Annotated in this window: 14 protein-coding genes; 10 read left to right on the top strand and 4 right to left on the bottom strand. The window is 45.5% G+C overall.

Translation table 11 applies throughout. The features are described 5' to 3' along the window. Window positions 1-2 precede the first annotated feature (2 nt). From ACT6NV_RS05875 to ACT6NV_RS05865, 3 genes are read right to left on the bottom strand one after another with little or no spacing between them, the layout of a single operon-like run. Window positions 3-1,487 (bottom strand): SusD/RagB family nutrient-binding outer membrane lipoprotein, encoded by a 1,485-nt coding sequence (locus ACT6NV_RS05875; RefSeq protein ID WP_445386327.1) that lies wholly within the window; start codon window positions 1,485-1,487, stop codon window positions 3-5. A 10-nt stretch (window positions 1,488-1,497) separates the two neighbouring features. Then, entirely contained in the window at window positions 1,498-4,701 is a 3,204-nt protein-coding gene (locus tag ACT6NV_RS05870) for a SusC/RagA family TonB-linked outer membrane protein (RefSeq protein ID WP_445386326.1), read from the bottom strand. 48 nt (window positions 4,702-4,749) lie between these two features. Then, window positions 4,750-5,445, bottom strand: coding sequence for a TIGR04282 family arsenosugar biosynthesis glycosyltransferase (locus tag ACT6NV_RS05865; RefSeq protein WP_445386325.1), 696 nt, complete (start codon window positions 5,443-5,445; stop codon window positions 4,750-4,752). A 396-nt stretch (window positions 5,446-5,841) separates the two neighbouring features. Here ACT6NV_RS05865 and ACT6NV_RS05860 point away from each other — a divergent pair, with 396 nt between their 5' ends. Then, a complete protein-coding gene (locus tag ACT6NV_RS05860; RefSeq protein ID WP_445386324.1) occupies window positions 5,842-6,615 on the top strand; it encodes a patatin-like phospholipase family protein in 774 nt (257 codons plus the stop codon). A gap of 9 nt (window positions 6,616-6,624) precedes the next feature. On the opposite strand, the gene ACT6NV_RS05855 is transcribed toward ACT6NV_RS05860, so the two are convergent. Beyond that, entirely contained in the window at window positions 6,625-7,674 is a 1,050-nt protein-coding gene (locus tag ACT6NV_RS05855; RefSeq protein WP_445386323.1) for a 2Fe-2S iron-sulfur cluster-binding protein, read from the bottom strand. Window positions 7,675-7,804: 130 nt separating this feature from the next. On the opposite strand from ACT6NV_RS05855, the gene ACT6NV_RS05850 reads away from it, so the two are divergent. The 9 genes from ACT6NV_RS05850 (at window position 7,805) to ACT6NV_RS05810 (ending at window position 15,830) form a co-directional block, all read left to right on the top strand. Next, a complete protein-coding gene (locus ACT6NV_RS05850; RefSeq protein WP_445386322.1) occupies window positions 7,805-9,277 on the top strand; it encodes a DUF5687 family protein in 1,473 nt (490 codons plus the stop codon). Between the two features lie 14 nt (window positions 9,278-9,291). Beyond that, a complete protein-coding gene (locus ACT6NV_RS05845) occupies window positions 9,292-9,987 on the top strand; it encodes an ABC transporter ATP-binding protein (protein WP_445386321.1) in 696 nt (231 codons plus the stop codon). A gap of 158 nt (window positions 9,988-10,145) precedes the next feature. Next, complete coding sequence (gene porW / locus ACT6NV_RS05840; RefSeq protein WP_445386320.1) at window positions 10,146-12,701, top strand: type IX secretion system periplasmic lipoprotein PorW/SprE; 2,556 nt, start codon at window positions 10,146-10,148, stop codon at window positions 12,699-12,701. 5 nt (window positions 12,702-12,706) lie between these two features. Further along, window positions 12,707-13,168, top strand: coding sequence for a bactofilin family protein (locus tag ACT6NV_RS05835; protein WP_445386319.1), 462 nt, complete (start codon window positions 12,707-12,709; stop codon window positions 13,166-13,168). Further along, window positions 13,152-13,382: an AtpZ/AtpI family protein gene (locus tag ACT6NV_RS05830; protein ID WP_445386318.1), complete on the top strand. Its 231-nt coding sequence runs from the start codon at window positions 13,152-13,154 to the stop codon at window positions 13,380-13,382. Before ACT6NV_RS05835 ends, ACT6NV_RS05830 begins: the two co-directional genes overlap by 17 nt. Continuing rightward, on the top strand, window positions 13,382-13,786 hold the full coding sequence (locus tag ACT6NV_RS05825; RefSeq protein WP_445386317.1) for a DUF6168 family protein: 405 nt from the start codon (window positions 13,382-13,384) through the stop codon (window positions 13,784-13,786). Before ACT6NV_RS05830 ends, ACT6NV_RS05825 begins: the two co-directional genes overlap by 1 nt. 106 nt (window positions 13,787-13,892) lie before the next feature. Beyond that, window positions 13,893-15,023, top strand: coding sequence for a F0F1 ATP synthase subunit A (gene atpB / locus ACT6NV_RS05820; RefSeq protein ID WP_445386316.1), 1,131 nt, complete (start codon window positions 13,893-13,895; stop codon window positions 15,021-15,023). Between the two features lie 31 nt (window positions 15,024-15,054). Further along, entirely contained in the window at window positions 15,055-15,246 is a 192-nt protein-coding gene (gene atpE / locus ACT6NV_RS05815) for an ATP synthase F0 subunit C (protein ID WP_015753297.1), read from the top strand. A gap of 83 nt (window positions 15,247-15,329) precedes the next feature. Further along, window positions 15,330-15,830 carry a F0F1 ATP synthase subunit B gene (locus tag ACT6NV_RS05810; RefSeq protein WP_445386315.1) on the top strand — a complete coding sequence of 167 codons (501 nt, stop codon included), beginning with the start codon at window positions 15,330-15,332 and terminating at the stop codon, window positions 15,828-15,830. Window positions 15,831-15,834: the final 4 nt, after the last annotated feature.

Genomic DNA, 15,834 nt, shown 5'->3' with positions numbered 1-15,834 from the left:
GCCTACTGGTTTACATCCCACCACACCGGGACGTTTATACTATTGCCTTCCGTATTTTCAAAAGCCTGCTGATAGTTGCTGTTGTTTAATGCCTCCTCTTCCGCCGGATACGGCATCCGGACGGGTATCAGGTCATTATTCAAACTGGCCGAAATGGTTTTTAACAGCGGAAACCCAGTCCTTCTGTATTCAATCCAACCCTCATACCCGTTAATGGTATTCCCAATCCATTTTTGTGTTATTATTTGTTGGAGCGGACTGCTATCCGGGTTGCTAAATGATGCTGCACCGCTCAGATAGCCCGCAGGCAAAGCAGCACCCCAGTATTCGAAGGCCTGTGCCACAGCCAGTTCATAAAGTGTCTGCGCATTGGCATTAATAAGCGATTTGTGAGCGGCCTCTGCCAGCAGGAAGTTCGTTTCCCAGGCCGTCATAAAATTGGCGTCAAGCCGGCCGCTTTCTTCCCTGAATATGGTTCCGGTAAGGGAATAATCAGCCAGGGCAATGGAGGTCTGGGAGGCGTCAATACCATTGAGCAGGCCATTAAAACTCCCGTCTGTACTATTGGCGAAAGGACGATACAGGATTTCCAGCCGGGGATCCTGCAGGCCGGTCAGGACTTCCTCCATGGTTTCCGAGAGGACGAAATTGTTGAAATCTCCAATCCGTAATCTGGCTAACCTGAAGTTATTGGGCTCCCCATCCGTAAAATCAAAAGTGGCATTCTGACTGTTTTGCAGTATAAAGGAACCTTCATCATAAAGGGCCTGTAAGGCTTGGGTAACATCCGAAACAGCGGAAATTCGTACCAGCGATTTAATCTTAAGGGAATTCCCGAAACGCCTCCACCCTTCTAAATCCCCGTTGAAGAGTATGTCCCCTTCCAGAGCCATGGAACCATTGTATGCGGAAATTGCGGCAAGGCCCAGGTCCAGATTCTGGAGGATACCGTCCGGGCCGGTATAAATGGACTCCTGCGTGTCGTATGCAGGGGTTACGGTGAGTGTTTTCCCCTGAAAGGCTTCCGAATAAGGTACATCCCCGTATAAATCGGTAAGTGCAGCTGCCATATACGCTTTCAGAATCCGTGCCGGTCCTTCATAGATGGCAGCAGCGGGGTTCTCCAGGGCCTGTTGCAGTAGTATTTCATTGTCACGGAGATTCTGATATAGGATCGGCCAGGGGTTTCCCCCCAACTGAGGTGATTTCAGGTCGTGGCGATCAAAAAGGTTAAAGTCGAGCGCTGTGCTGTACTGTCCCAGCAAATTTCCGGCAGTGAATCCTTCGTAAGACATTTGTTCCCCATAATCGTAAATGACCTGACGCAATAATAGTGCGGGCTGTACCTGCAAAGGGGCATTTGGGTTTGTATTGATCCCTTCAAAATCCTGTGTACAACTTATTACGGATATAATTGATCCCAGCAAGACTGCACAGAAGAACAGTTTTTTTAGGGAGACTATATTTAGCAAGCTTGTTTTTTGCATCCTGATCCGTTTAAAATTTTACGCTGGCTTTCATTCCTATACTTCGTGTGGTGGCATAAGACATATCTTCCACCCCGCTGATAAAGCCCTGTCCCTGTACTGCGAATTGTTCGGGATCAAAGTGGGGGTTTTCGGTTATGGCAAATAAATTCCTCCCTATTAAGGCTATTTGTAACAAGGCATCCTTTCGGAAGAGTTCAAAATTCCTGAAAGTATACCCCAGCGAAAATTGCCGTAATTTCAGGAAGGAAGCGTCGTATATATTATTTTCCTCATGGTTGCGGTCATAGAATTGGCGGTAGTAACTTTCTGCGCTCACGGCTACGGTGTTGGGCTGGTAAACCGGATTTTCCGCGGATCCGACATTCACGACCCCATCGGCGATAATACCAGATTCCGGGCGGAAGGAGGTTTCAGCCAATTGGCCACCTACATTCCCAAGGGCCCTGGTCCGTGAAACCAGGATACCTCCCTGCTGCCAGTCCAGCAAAAAGTTGAGGTTCCAGTTTCCCAGGTTGAAGTCATTGGAAAAGCCAAGGGTAAAGTCAGGATTGTAATTTCCAAGCTTTTTCAGGGTATTGTCCGGTATAAAGCGCCCCTCGGGAGTAAGCACGAACTGTCCCGAATCATTTTTTAAATAACCAGTCCCATATAGGTCTCCAACGCGGCCACCTTCTTCTGCTTGTAAAAATACCGTTTGGTTTTGTGAATCGTATATCCTGGAATACGCTAATGTCAGCCGGCCTTCTTCTTGCGGAAGATCTGTAACTATCGCCCTGTTGGTGCTGAAATTTAACTGGGTGTACCAGGAAAATCGATCGCTGAAGATGGGATTGGCACTCAGGATTATTTCAAGTCCCCTGGAGCGAACCCGTCCGCCGTTCACCACTTGCTGGGTATAGCCGGAAGAAATACCAATCGGTAGGGAAATAATCTGGTTGCGTGTAATATTGTTGTAGTAGCCTATGTCTATTCCAAGTTTTCCCCCGTAAAATCGTATGTCGGCCCCGAGTTCCAGCGCACTGGTTTGTTCCGGTAGCAATGCCGAATTCGGGATGCTGGCCTGATCGCTGAATGTTGGCTGCCCGTTAAAAGGGGTTTGAGCAATAAAGGTGCTATTTGTCTGATAGGGATTGGTGTCGTTTCCAACCTGTGCCCAGCTGGCACGGAGTTTCACGAAGGATAACACCTCTGGAAATTCCAGTAATTCGGAAAGGATAAGACTGGAAGAAAAAGAGGGGTAAAAGAAATCAGTGTTTGCAACGGATGCTGGGGTAGCCAGTGCACTGGACCAGTCATTTCTTCCGGTAATATCCAGATATAACAAATCCCGATATCCGAGTCGGGCAATACCATATAGGCTGTTAATCCGTTTTCTGGCTTCAAAATCAAACACTTCTATGGGGGAAGCAGCGTTAGACAATCTGAATATTCCGGGCTGTGCGAGGCTGGTGGTTTGAGATTGTTTGTTTACGGCCTTCTGATCCAAACGGTTGCCACCAAATGAAAGATCAACGGAAAGATCTCCGAAGTTGTTCCGATAAATGAAAAGAAAATCCGTATTGACTTCCCTGTAAAAGACATCGTGTTCAGCATAGGCCCCGTTGCGAAAGCGATTGGAACTGTAGGCACGCCTCAATTGCCTGGCTTCTGAAGAATAATCCATCCCGCTTCGTATGGAAACTTCCAGTTGCTCTGTGATTTTATATTTAGCGGAAAGGTTGCCAAAAACCCGGTCTCTGCGGAAAGAATTCCGATTCTCAAACAGAATGAAGTAGGGATTGTCAAAAAAAGTATAATTATAGGAAAACTGCTGTATATCATCCAGACCAGGTTGCCAGTAATCCTCTAAACTACGTATGTTTAACGATCTCGGGCCCCAGGCCACCAGGGAATAGTTTACATTTTCAGAACCATATCCGTTGGCCGGGCGATTGTCTGACTGGGAATTTACATACATTACCGAGGCATTGATATTCAACCGTTTATCTGGTTTGAAACCTAACTTTGCATGCAGTGTTTGTCTGTCCAGATTTACTCCCGGAATAATGGATTCCGATCGCAAATCCGTAAAGGAAAGCCTGTAATTCCCCCTGTCAAACGCATTGGAAACGGAAAGGTTGTTAATAAAAGTCGTTCCTGTCTCGTAAAAGTCCTTCAGGTTGTCCGGATGGGAGACAAAAGGGGTGGGGGTGATAGGGAGTCCGTTGTAAAGGGAAGTGTCCCCTCCCCGAACAATCCTGCCATCGGCCAGTACAACGGGGCTGTCAAATTGAGAGATCAGGCTGCCCTGGTCCAGTCTGGGACCCCAGCTATAGGTTATATTATCATTTACACCTCCTCCCAGGCCATCTACAAACTCAAATTGTCCGGAATTCCCCTGGCCGTAGGTGTTCTGAAAATCAGGCAGGCGAAAGGCCCGGTCTACAAAAAAACTGCTGGAATAGCTGATTCCCATTCCTGGTGACTCAGTTCCTGATTTTGTTTCAATCAGGATAACCCCATTGGAGGCCCTGGTCCCATACAGGGCTGCTGCCCCCGGCCCTTTTAATACAGAAACCTCTGCTATGTCATCAGGGTTTACCTCCATTGCCCCGTTGCCAAAGTCTATCTCCTGAAAACCTGCCGCGGCCTCATTTGTAAAATTGATTATGGTGTTGTTGTTAATGGGAACACCGTCTATCACAAAGAGGGGGTTGTTATTGGAAAAAGACGCTTCACCCCGTATGCTGATTTTTGAAGAAGATCCCACTCCGGTAGCTCCCTGGCTAATGGAAAGCCCCGCCACCTTTCCGCTGAGGTTATCAAGGAAATTGACCGATTTTACCTCACTGACCCCTTTCGGATCCAGGCTTTGAACAGAATATCCGAGCTTTTTGACCTCCCTTCGCTCCCCCAGCGCCGTTAACACCACCTCCTGCAAGACCTGGCTATCTTCCTGCAAAACGACATCGATACGATTTCTGCCTGAAATAGATGCCCGGAAAGAAGTATATCCCAGGGTTGAAAAAATCAATTCCCCTGAAAGATTGGGAAGCTCCAATCGGTATCCCCCATTTTCATCTGAGCTGGTACCCGTAGAGGTTCCGGCTAAAAGCACATTCACATAGGGAATGGGACTCCCATTGGAATCTCTTACCGTACCGCTTACAGTTTGCTGTGCGTATAAACCGGCGCCCAGGCCAAAGACCATCAGGCAAACTAAGATTTTCATAAAATAAGTTCAGAATAAAGGAAATGGCAGTAGTAGCAACTACCCTAATTAAACAAAGGTTAACCTAAGCAGGTTTGGAGACCCTTTGTTTCTGAATATTCTGAAGTAGATTTCTTGCAGATATAGGTTTACCGCGGAGACAGCTGTGGAAAAACGAGTCAGAATCAGCAATAACAGCTTAAGCAGCCTTCTTCCCGACTGAGTGTTTAATTTTAGCCATACCTTAAAGTCCCATTCTGAATCCAGTTCCATTAAAGGATTCAGGCTATAAGGCTGAGCGCTTAATTCTTTTAGCCATGATATCATGGCTGTTCTTAGGTTTCCCTGATTCCAGGGTAAACTGATAAACGCTTCAAAATGAAAATCGGATTGATCTAACCCGATCAGGTAGACCCCTCCGTCTTTTGAAGGACCCAGGACCGGGCTTCCTTCACCCAATATATTCGCAGCCTGAACCAGGGTTGCCGTTTTCAGATCCGGGCTGTCATTCCCAATGACAATAATTTTTTTATAGCCCTTTTCATAAATGCCCTGCATGGCATTGGCCAAACGTATCCCGAAATGGGTTCCTAACTGTTGTTGTTCACCTATGTGGAAATAGGGGAGACCGCTCCTTTTTGCTTTTTGGATCGCTTCCTGTGTTAGCTGGTCAAAAAGCAGCTCTCCTTTCAAGACTCCTTTGTCAAGGGAATCTTTTTTCGCGGATTGGGCGAAGACTAGAATAGCTGTGTCCGGGGGTCTCAAAATGGCCTGCCTTATTGTTGTGCTTAAACTTACGATAAAATGAACACCTATATGGTCGGGAAGAGCTTTTTTACATTACATCAGGATGTAATTTTAACAGCATGCATCAGATATCCTAAACCGACTACCTGGTTTGTCAATGGTATTTGGAAGCACTGCTGTCACTAGAAAATATAGTCAAAAGGTGTATTGGAGCTGCTCAATTGCAGCCAGATTCATCTTTTTTTGATTCTAAAATCCAATTACCGACCGCCCGGTTTGTTTTTTTGTAGTTATAACCAACTGCCAGCAGGCTCAAAAACGGGTCGTTTTGGCCAATATGAAGGCCTTGTTGGCATGGATGTGTAAAATCTACTTAAATAGTGATAGTTTTGGATACCTAATAAGCAAATAAGGATGAAGTTCCCGGAAGCAAAACAAATTGGCGTAGTCTTTTCAGGTGGTGGCGTACGCGGCATGGCACATATAGGGGCTTTAAAGGCTCTAAGGGAGCACGAAATACACCCGCATTGGATTTCGGGGAGCAGTTCCGGGGCTCTGGTAGGGGCCTTATACGCTAAAGGGATGGGAATTGAAGAAATGCTGTCTTTTTTTAAAGAAACCCCACTTTTTCGGTATAATGTTTTCAGCTTCAGTAAGCCGGGGTTTCTGGACACGGAAAGATATGTTGATTTATTCCAAAAAATATTTCCTGAGAATTCTTTCGAATCGCTTGAAAAACCATTGTATGTTGCGGCTACAAACCTATTAAAGGGCAAAGAAGTCTACTTTTCGGAAGGGGAACTGATCCGTCCGCTCCTGGCATCGGCAGCTCTGCCCCCAATCTTCAGTCCGGTTTCCATAGAGGGTGAATTGTATGCAGACGGAGGGATAATGAATAATTTTCCCCTTGAACCCATTAAGGAACAGGCAGCGTTTCTCATAGGCAGCAATGTTTCTGTGGTTAAAAATGTTACCCGGGAAGATATGAGTTCTGCTTATCGTCTGGTAAACCGGACCACCTCCTTAATGCATTTTGTGAATACCCGGGATAAAATTGGGAAATGCGATCTGGTGTTTCAACCCCGTGACCTTGAAAAAATAGGAGTTCTTGATAAGAACGGAATCGAAAAAGCCTTTACTATTGGATATGATAATGCCCAGCAGGTATTAAAGAAGCATAGAGCCTGATACAGCCGATTAAACGTCATCATAGTCTATTTTCAGAACTGCTGAGGTCGGATGGGCCTGACAGGTCAGTATAAAACCTTCCTGCAGCTCGCTATCGGTGAGGATCTGATTTTTCTCCATATGTGCAGATCCTTCCGTGACCCTTGCAATACAGGTACTGCACACCCCGCCCTGACAGCTATAGGGGGCATCGATCTTGGCATTTAAAACCACATCCAGCACCAAAGATTTCTGGTCCATTTCCAGTTGATGGATTTCATCATCCAGCGTAACTTCCAGGTGTGTTGTTCCTTCCATAGGTGCATCTGAAGAGGCTTCTGCTTCGGGTTCCGTAAAGAGTTCGTGAAAAATACGGTCTTCCGGCATCCCATTGGCTTTCAGAGAATCCCTTACGGTATCGATCATTGGCAATGGGCCACAGAGATAGGCGGCGTCAAAATCCACTCCCTTGTGTTTATTGCGTAAAATATAATTGACAGTGCTGTTCTCAATCCGCCCGAATAAACTGTCGGATTCCTGGTTACGGCTAAAGAGATGGTATAAATGAAACCGATCGTTATATTTTTCCTTCAAATCCTGAAGATCATTATAGAACATGGTTTCTTCCCTGCTTTGATTTCCGAAAACAAGCACAAAATTCAGGTCCTGTTTGTCCTGAAGCGCTGTTCTCAAAATGCTCATAATAGGAGTGATTCCACTGCCTGCAGCAAAGGCCACTACGTTTTTGTATCCGGTTTCTGGCTTCAGGACAAAACGCCCTTCAGGAGGCATTACTTCAAGGGTATCTCCCACTTTGAGCTTGTCATTTGCATAGACTGAAAAAGTCCCTCCATTTACTTTTTTTATCCCTATGGTTATTTCTTCTGAAAGCGGAGCCGAGGAAATAGAATACGCTCTTCGGATTTCACTATCTCCGCCTTTATGGCGTATGGTTATATATTGCCCGGCATCAAACCGGAATGCTTCTCTTTGTTCAGCAGGTATTTGCAGGCTTACCGCTACCGAATTGGGAGTAAGGTGATCGATTTTAGAAACTTCCAAGGGATAAAAGTTGCTCATTATTTCTGCGAATTTTGCTGCAAAACTAAGCATTGCAGCGCTTTCTTCTAATTTTGATATTAATTTTAAGTCTTTTGTAACAAAAATTTCAACCCTAATACTAACTTGCTGAACGATTAGCACCAACCCTATGTTCAAACACTTTATCCGTCTTCAGTGGAAGGCGTTTTTTCGGTCTGCGTCTTTCGCAACCAATATTTGGTTTAAAATACTAATGGCCCTGGGAGCCCTTTATTTTATCCTGGTCTTTTTATCCCTGGGAATTGGGGCTTTTTTCATTATTGAAGATGCGGGCCTTGGCGATCCATTACGGGTGGTAAACCGTTACATGATATATTACCTGGTTTTTGATCTCTACCTGCGGTATATGCTGCAGAAAATGCCGGTGATGAATATAAAACCGCTGCTGTATCTTCCATTTAAGAAGGCCCAGGTGGTACAGTACTCCCTGGGGAAGACCGTGCTATCTTTTTTTAATATTATGCACGCCTTCTTCTTTATACCTTTTTCGGTAGTATTGCTGTATAAAGGCTATGATCCGGTATCCGTTGTTGGATGGCACCTGGCCATGTTTGCACTGTTTTATTCCAACAATTTCCTGAATATCACCATGAATAATCAGGACCGGATTTTTTACCCAATCATTATTATCCTTGCCTTTCTGGGGATCAGCCAGTATTATGGATGGTTCGATATTACCCTCTACACCGCCCCGATATTCGATTTGTTTTTTGACATCCCGCTTACCGCTTTGCTGGCATGGGGGCTGCTGGTAGCCATTACCTGGTATTCCTTTAGGTATTTTAAGCAACACATGTTCCTGGATGGCGGATTGGCCAGTAAAACAGCCGAGGGCAAAACCGAGGATTACGTTTGGCTCAACCGGTTTGGGAACCTTGGAACTTTCCTTAAGAACGACATTAAACTCATCCGCCGGAACAAGCGCTCCAAGACCACAGTCCTGATGAGTGTGTTATTCCTTTTTTACGGATTGTTATTTTTCTCGGGAGGCCTGGAGGTTTACGAGTCACCAGTCTGGCAAATATTCGCAGGTATCTTCGTTTCTGGTGGCTTTCTCTTTAGTTTCGGGCAATTTGTCCCCAGCTGGGACAGTGCCTACTACCCTTTAATGATGAGCCAGAATATACAGTATCGCGAATATCTGAGTTCCAAATGGTATCTGATCGTTATTGCCACTGCACTGAGTACGCTGGTATCTGTTTTCTATCTCTATTTCGGCTGGAAGGCCTATCTGGCAGTGGTAGTGGGTGCCATATACAATATCGGGGTAAACTCCTACCTGGTCTTATGGGGCGGGGCTTATATCAAAACCCCAATTGACCTTACGTCTAACAAAAAGGCTTTTGGGGACAGCCAATCCTTTAATGCCAAAACCCTGCTGCTGACCATTCCCAAGCTGATGCTCCCCCTGCTGGTTTACTGGCTGGGAGATTTTTTATGGGACCAGACCACAGGCTTTATCCTGGTTGCTTTGGCCGGGGTTATTGGCTATGCCTTTAAAAACAAGGTGTTCTCCCTGATTGAAAAAATTTATAAAAAAGAAAAATACAAAACCCTGCTGGCCTATAAACAAAAGGCCTGATCAAAAAGAAAATTATGATTGTCGCAGAAGACTTAACAAAAAAGTACGGTGCCCAAACCGTGCTCAATATTGAAAAGCTGGAAATCCCAAAGGGACAGTGCTTCGGCTTGGTTGGGAATAATGGCGCCGGAAAAACAACTTTCTTCAGCCTTTTGCTGGATCTTATTCAGCCCAGTTCAGGAGGGATTACCAATAATGGGATTGAAGTGCGCAAAAGCGAGGCCTGGAAACCCTTTACCTCGGCTTTTATAGATGAAAGCTTTCTGATCGGTTATCTGACTCCTGAGGAGTACTTTTATTTTATCGGGGAATTGAGAGGGCAAAGTAAAAAGGATGTAGATGCGCTCATTGGAGGATTTGAAGATTTCTTTCACGGGGAAATCCTCAATCAGAAGAAATACCTCAGAGACCTTTCAAAAGGGAATCAGAAAAAAGTGGGGATCGTGGCATCGCTCATCGGAAACCCGGAGGTAATCATCCTGGATGAGCCCTTTGCCAACCTGGACCCTACCACTCAAATCCGTTTAAAAAAAATACTGAAAGACCTGGCCGCCAACCGTGAAGTAACGGTTCTGGTTTCCAGTCATGACCTGATTCATGTAACCGAAGTTTGCGAGCGTATTGTGGTGCTTGATAAAGGAGTAGTTGTTAAGGATATTGAGACCTCTCCAGAGACTCTAAAAGAGCTGGAAGCCTTCTTTGACAATTAACCCCTGGCGGAATAGTCCTGCCGTCGGTAAAAACTACTGCTAAAGGGTTAGTGATAGGTTATTTCCCGAATAAGACGTCAATATCTTCTGATTTGCGGTGTGCCGGCATACTAAAAACTGCCTTTTGTAGTTAAGGATACATAAGAATACCGGGAATTTTGAAGCTTCGTTTCAATTTTTTGTTTTACCTGTTGGGCGCGGGAGTTTTGCTGGTGGGATGTTCCACCAAGAAAGACTCTTTTGTCAATAGGAATTGGCATGCCCTGAATACGAAGTATAATGTCCTTTATAACGGGAACCTGGCCTTTGAAGAGGGCCGTGAACAACTCAATGAATCTTACAGAGATAACTACTGGGAAATCCTTCCGGTAGAGCGCCTGGAAGTATCGGGAGAGATCAAGCTGGATTCGGAGGATAACAACCCCAATTTCCTTAAAGCCGAAGAAAAAGCTGCAAAGGCCATCCAGAAACACAGCATGGATATTTCCGATCAGGAGCGCAACCCTCAAACCGATGAGGCCTTCTTGTTGCTCGGAAAATCGAGATACTTTGACGAGCGCTATATCCCCGCCCTGGAAGCATTTAATTATGTACTGCGGAAATACGAGGAAAGTGACAAGCTGAACGAAGCGACGATCTGGAGGGAAAAAACCAACATCCGCCTGGGGTATGAGGAGCTGGCCATTAAAAACCTGAAACGCCTTTTTAAATTTGAACGGCTAAAAGATCAGGAATATGCCGATGCGAGAGCCATTATGGGACAGGCCTATATTAACCTGAATGCCCCGGACACAGCCATACAGGAATTGAAAACTGCTGTTGCCTATACGCGCAAACCGGCTGAAGAAGGGAGGTATTTGTTCATCATCGGACAGCTGTTTAACCAGCTGGGCTATAAAGACAGTGCCAACATTGCCTTTGATAAAATTATTGCGCTAAACAGGAGGATTCCCAGGGTGTACCTTATCAATGCCCATTTGAGAAAAATACAGAATACGCCAATAGATCCCGAAAATGAAGAGGATTTGCTGGAATACCTGACTGAACTGGAAGAAGACCGGGAGAACCGTCCCTTTCTTGATATTATATACCGGCAACTGGCCGAACACCATCAGCAAACCGGATCGGACAGCCTGGCCTTATCCTATTACAACCAATCCCTCAGGAAGACGCAGCAAAAACCACAGCTGAATGCCCTGAATTATCAGGACCTTGCAGATCACTATTTTGACGAAAACAGCTACCGGACAGCCGGGGCCTATTATGACAGTGTTTTGATGAACCTGGATGAAAACACCCTTACTTTCCGGGCCATCCGCAAAAAAAGGGACAACCTGGATGATGTAATTACCTATGAGGAAGTAGTTCAGTATACTGACAGTGTTATTCGCATTTACAATATGAGCCCGGTTGAGCGGGAAATTTATTTTCAGAACCACATTGACTCCTTAAAGGCCGTTGCCGAAGCAGAAGCCCTGAAGAAGGAGCAGCAGGCCAGTACCGGGTTTGCGGCTTTTGCGGAAACCAAAGGGGGTAAACAGAACAAGGGAAAATTTTATTTCTATAATATCACCAGCCTGGGATACGGGAAAACAGCATTTACCAATAAGTGGGGTAACCGGGAACTGGAGGATAACTGGAGATGGAGCAGTAAGGCTCGTATTTTAACAGAACAGGAAGCCCTCACCGCCGATTCAGACATTGCAGATGAGGCAGACGTCCTTTCGGAGGAGCAGCGCTATTCCCTGGATTTTTATCTGGATCGCATACCAAAAGACCCGCTACTAATTGACAGTCTTCAGCACGAGCGAAATTTTGCGAATTATCAACTGGGGCTTATTTACAAGGAGAAATTCAAAGAACTGATGCTGGCAGCCGGCAAACTCGAGAAAGTACTTGCCTCCAATCCGGAGGAGCGTCTGATACTCCCTTCCAAATATAACCTGCTGAAGATTTATGAGGCGGTAGACAGCCCGCTTTGGGAAAACATGCGCTCCGACATCATCCAAAACCACCCGGATAGCCGGTATGCGGCCATCCTGACCAATCCCGAAATAGAACTTTCCGCCCTTGAAAACAGTCCGGACAGCAGATATGGGGAATTGTTCAGGGCCTTCCGCGAGCAACGCTTTTTGGAAGTGATAACCGGGGCGGAGAAGAGCATCAATCAATTTACAGGAGATCCGATTGTTCCGAAGCTGGAACTGCTTAAGGCTAATGCAATCGGCCGTTTACAGGGCTTTATTGCATTTAAGGAAGCCCTGAATTACGTGGCGCTCAATTACCCCAACAGCCCGGAAGGCAAGCAGGCCCAAACCATGATAGACGAACAGATTCCGCAGTTGGAAAACAAGGAATTTTCAAGGGCAAATGACTCCAAAGGACGGGAAAACTGGAAAGTTGTATTTCCCTTTAAGCGTTACCAGGTTGAGGAAGCTGAAAAGCTTGCAGGAAAACTCGAGAAATCCCTTAAGGATCTCAATTATAAAAACAGGGTATCCAGAGACATCTATGATCTGGAAGACGCATACGTGGTGGTACATGGTTTCCCTTCACGTGACTTTGCCCTGGGATATCTGGAACTGCTAAAAAACAATAAGGATTATCTTATTGAGCGTGAGAATTTTGTAATTTTATCCTCTAACTATAAAATTATCCAGGTTCATAAGAATATAGACGATTACAGAAACACAATACAATCCCCAAAACCCTAATTACCATGTTTTCAGATAACAAAAAACCCAGAGCTATGAACGAAATTGGAGGACAACCCAACCGAATCGAAAAGAACACCAAAATAAAAGGAGATATTATTTCCGAAGCCGATTTCCGTATTGACGGAAAACTGGATGGAAATGTAAAAACTTCCGGGAAGGTAGTCATTGGAAAGGGTGGCTATATCCATGGAAAAGTAGAATGCGTGAATGCCGATATTGAAGGCAGCTTTAATGGAGAATTATTCGTTTCTGAACTGCTTTCCCTGAAGGATTCAGCGGTTATTGAAGGTACCGTTAGCGTTTCCAAACTGGCCGTGGAACCCGGGGCTACTTTTAATGCGTCCTGCACCATGAAAGGGAAAGGCGCCGTTGGGACTGCCAGTACACCCACTTCTGCTGCTTCCGGGATGAAACCATCCGATGGAGGCTCTGCCAATACATCCGAGCGTGCCAAAGCCTCCTGATAAAAAAGACAGGAACCCTATAAAAAACCTCGCAATCCTCTCAGGCATTGCCATTGAAATGGGGGTCATTATCTATTTGTTTGCCCGGGGAGGAATGTGGCTGGATAGCTACTACGCAACTGAAAAACGAATTTTTACAGCCATTGCGACCCTTTTGGGTGTCGGGATATCCCTATGGGTCGTTCTCAGACAAATCAAACAGGTCAAATACTGATGAAGGATTCAGGTTTTCTATGGCGTTATGCTGCAATCCTCTTATTTAGCCTTTGCATAGCCTTTGGGATACACTGCTGGCTGCGCATCAGCAACGGGCTGGACGCTTTCGGTGAGGCCCTGCCGGGGACTTATCTCTTCAACTTTATCCTGGCCTTTGGAATTGTATTGTTGCTCTATGTTTTTCGCCAGAAACTCAAAAACCAGATTGGCTTTTTATTTATTGCCGGCAGCCTCCTCAAATTCCTGGGTTTCTTTATTTTCTTCTATCCGGGGTATGCCACTGATGGCAGCCTCGGTCGTTCCGAGTTTGCGGCCTTTTTCGTACCCTACGCAGTAGCCCTGATCCTGGAAACACTTTTTGCCTCCCTCCTGTTGCGGAATATGGAAAAAAACTTCCCCTGATTCCGCTAGCTTCCAAAGCTTTAAAATAAAATTTAAATGCTTTTTTCTTTTTAAAGGAATGCCGTACATTTGCACCGATTTTTAGAGACCCTTAGATCCTAGAGACATGCATAAAACCCTGGTGAAGTACCTTATTGCCTTTGTAATCCTTTTATCGGGTCCAAATGCGATCGCCAAAGAAAGCAGCACTGATACGGAAGACACTCCTCAAAGCCGCAAAGCTGAAATCAAGGAGTTTATCGAGCACCACCTGCAGGACTCTCACGATTTTACCATCTTTTCTTATACTAATGATGCCGGAGAGGAAGAACATTTTGGTTTTCCATTACCGGTTATTCTCTGGGATGACGGATTGAAAGTATTTTCTTCCTCAGAACTGCATCACGGGGAAACCGTTGCGGAAGCCGGGGGAGCTTATTACGCACTGGAGCACGGCAAAATATACCGTACAGATGCTGAAGGGACCATCACCTATGATGAGGAGCACCATCCCACCAATGTAAAGCCACTTGATTTTTCTATTACCAAAAACGTGGTGATGATGCTGGTTACCGGCCTCTTATTGATCTGGTTATTCAGTAGCCTGGCAAAGAGTTACGCCCGAAACGGAAGTGTTCCCAGAGGGATTGGACGCTTTTTTGAGCCTATCGTTCTGTACATACGAGATGACATCGCCATTGCTAATATCGGAGAGAAGAAATACAAGCGTTACATGCCGTTCCTGCTCACAGTATTTTTCTTCATCTGGTTTTTGAATATGTTCGGGCTCACTCCACTGGGGATCAACGTTACCGGTAACATTGCCGTAACTACGGCCCTGGCGGTAATTGTATTCTTTATTACCAATTTCACAGGGACCAAAGATTACTGGAAACATATTTTTGACCCGCTGGGGGATGGAATGCCCTGGTACGGCAAAATGGTTATCTATATCATTCTTGTTCCCATTGAGGTCCTGGGGATGTTTATCAAGCCTTTTGCACTGCTGATCCGTTTGTATGCAAACATGACGGCAGGCCACGTGGTATTGATGAGTCTGATCGGGCTGATCTTTATCTTTAAAAGTTGGGTTGGCGGGCCCTTGTCTTTTGGACTGAGTTTCGCTATTTCCCTTATAGAGGTGCTTGTAGCACTCTTACAGGCGTATATTTTCACCATGCTGGCAGCCTTGTATTTTGGTTTTGCCGCAGAAGAACACGAGCACGATCACGACGATGCGGAGCTCGCACATTTATAGTTGAATTGTTTAATTTTTTAATAATTATTTTATGGAAATTCCAAGTGTAGTAGGAGCAGGGTTAGCCGTGATCGGTGCCGGTATCGGTATCGGTATGATTGGTGGACGTGCAATGGAAGCAATTGCCCGTCAGCCTGAGGCCTATGGTAAAATTCAGACAGCGATGCTGATTGCAGCGGCGCTTATTGAAGGTATTGGTTTTGCTGCGATTTTCGCAGGCTAAACCAGCATCATACTCCGCCTGTTTATACGGTTGGTACAAACGGGCGGGGTTTAAAGGAAAATTCATAAGGTAAAGACAAAGCAATGGAAAAATTAATTAACGAGTTTTCGATAGGCCTCTTTTTCTGGCAGACCATTTTATTTATCCTGCTTCTGCTCTTATTGCGGAAATTTGCGTGGAAACCCATCCTGAAGGCTGTTAATGAACGCGAAGAAGGGATAAAAAATGCATTGGCGGCTGCTGAAGATGCCAAAAAAGAGATGCAGAATGTAACCGCCGATAGTGAAAAACTGTTGCAGGAAGCTCGTGCCGAACGCGAGGCCATGCTTAAAGAAGCCCGGGAAATAAAAGAAAAGATGATTGCCGAGGCAAAGGCACAGGCTGAGACAGAAGGAGATAAAATGATCAAAAAAGCCCAGCAAAGCATTGAGGGTGAAAAGAGGGCAGCCATCGCAGACATAAAGAACGAGGTTGCAAGCCTTTCACTGGAAATAGCGGAAAAAGTCCTCGGGGGGCAACTGGATAATACAGACAAGCAGCTAAAGTTGGTAAACAAGCTGGTCGAAGACATCAAATTACGCTAGTAGT

It is taken from the genome of Robiginitalea insularis (genome assembly GCF_052497835.1).
The sequence above is the reverse complement of the archived record's forward strand: the minus strand, read 5'-3'. Positions and strand labels throughout refer to the sequence as shown.

Excerpts from the sequence above, each read along its gene's own strand:
- ACT6NV_RS05875 (WP_445386327.1), bottom strand. The coding sequence starts at position 1,487 with ATGCAAAAAACAAGCTTGCTAAATATAGTCTCCCTAAAAAAACTGTTC.
- ACT6NV_RS05870 (WP_445386326.1), bottom strand. The coding sequence starts at position 4,701 with ATGAAAATCTTAGTTTGCCTGATGGTCTTTGGCCTGGGCGCCGGTTTA.
- ACT6NV_RS05860 (WP_445386324.1), top strand. The coding sequence starts at position 5,842 with ATGAAGTTCCCGGAAGCAAAACAAATTGGCGTAGTCTTTTCAGGTGGT.
- ACT6NV_RS05855 (WP_445386323.1), bottom strand. The coding sequence starts at position 7,674 with ATGAGCAACTTTTATCCCTTGGAAGTTTCTAAAATCGATCACCTTACT.
- ACT6NV_RS05850 (WP_445386322.1), top strand. The coding sequence starts at position 7,805 with ATGTTCAAACACTTTATCCGTCTTCAGTGGAAGGCGTTTTTTCGGTCT.
- ACT6NV_RS05845 (WP_445386321.1), top strand. The coding sequence starts at position 9,292 with ATGATTGTCGCAGAAGACTTAACAAAAAAGTACGGTGCCCAAACCGTG.
- ACT6NV_RS05835 (WP_445386319.1), top strand. The coding sequence starts at position 12,707 with ATGTTTTCAGATAACAAAAAACCCAGAGCTATGAACGAAATTGGAGGA.
- ACT6NV_RS05825 (WP_445386317.1), top strand. The coding sequence starts at position 13,382 with ATGAAGGATTCAGGTTTTCTATGGCGTTATGCTGCAATCCTCTTATTT.
- atpB (WP_445386316.1), top strand. The coding sequence starts at position 13,893 with ATGCATAAAACCCTGGTGAAGTACCTTATTGCCTTTGTAATCCTTTTA.
- atpE (WP_015753297.1), top strand. The coding sequence starts at position 15,055 with ATGGAAATTCCAAGTGTAGTAGGAGCAGGGTTAGCCGTGATCGGTGCC.
- ACT6NV_RS05810 (WP_445386315.1), top strand. The coding sequence starts at position 15,330 with ATGGAAAAATTAATTAACGAGTTTTCGATAGGCCTCTTTTTCTGGCAG.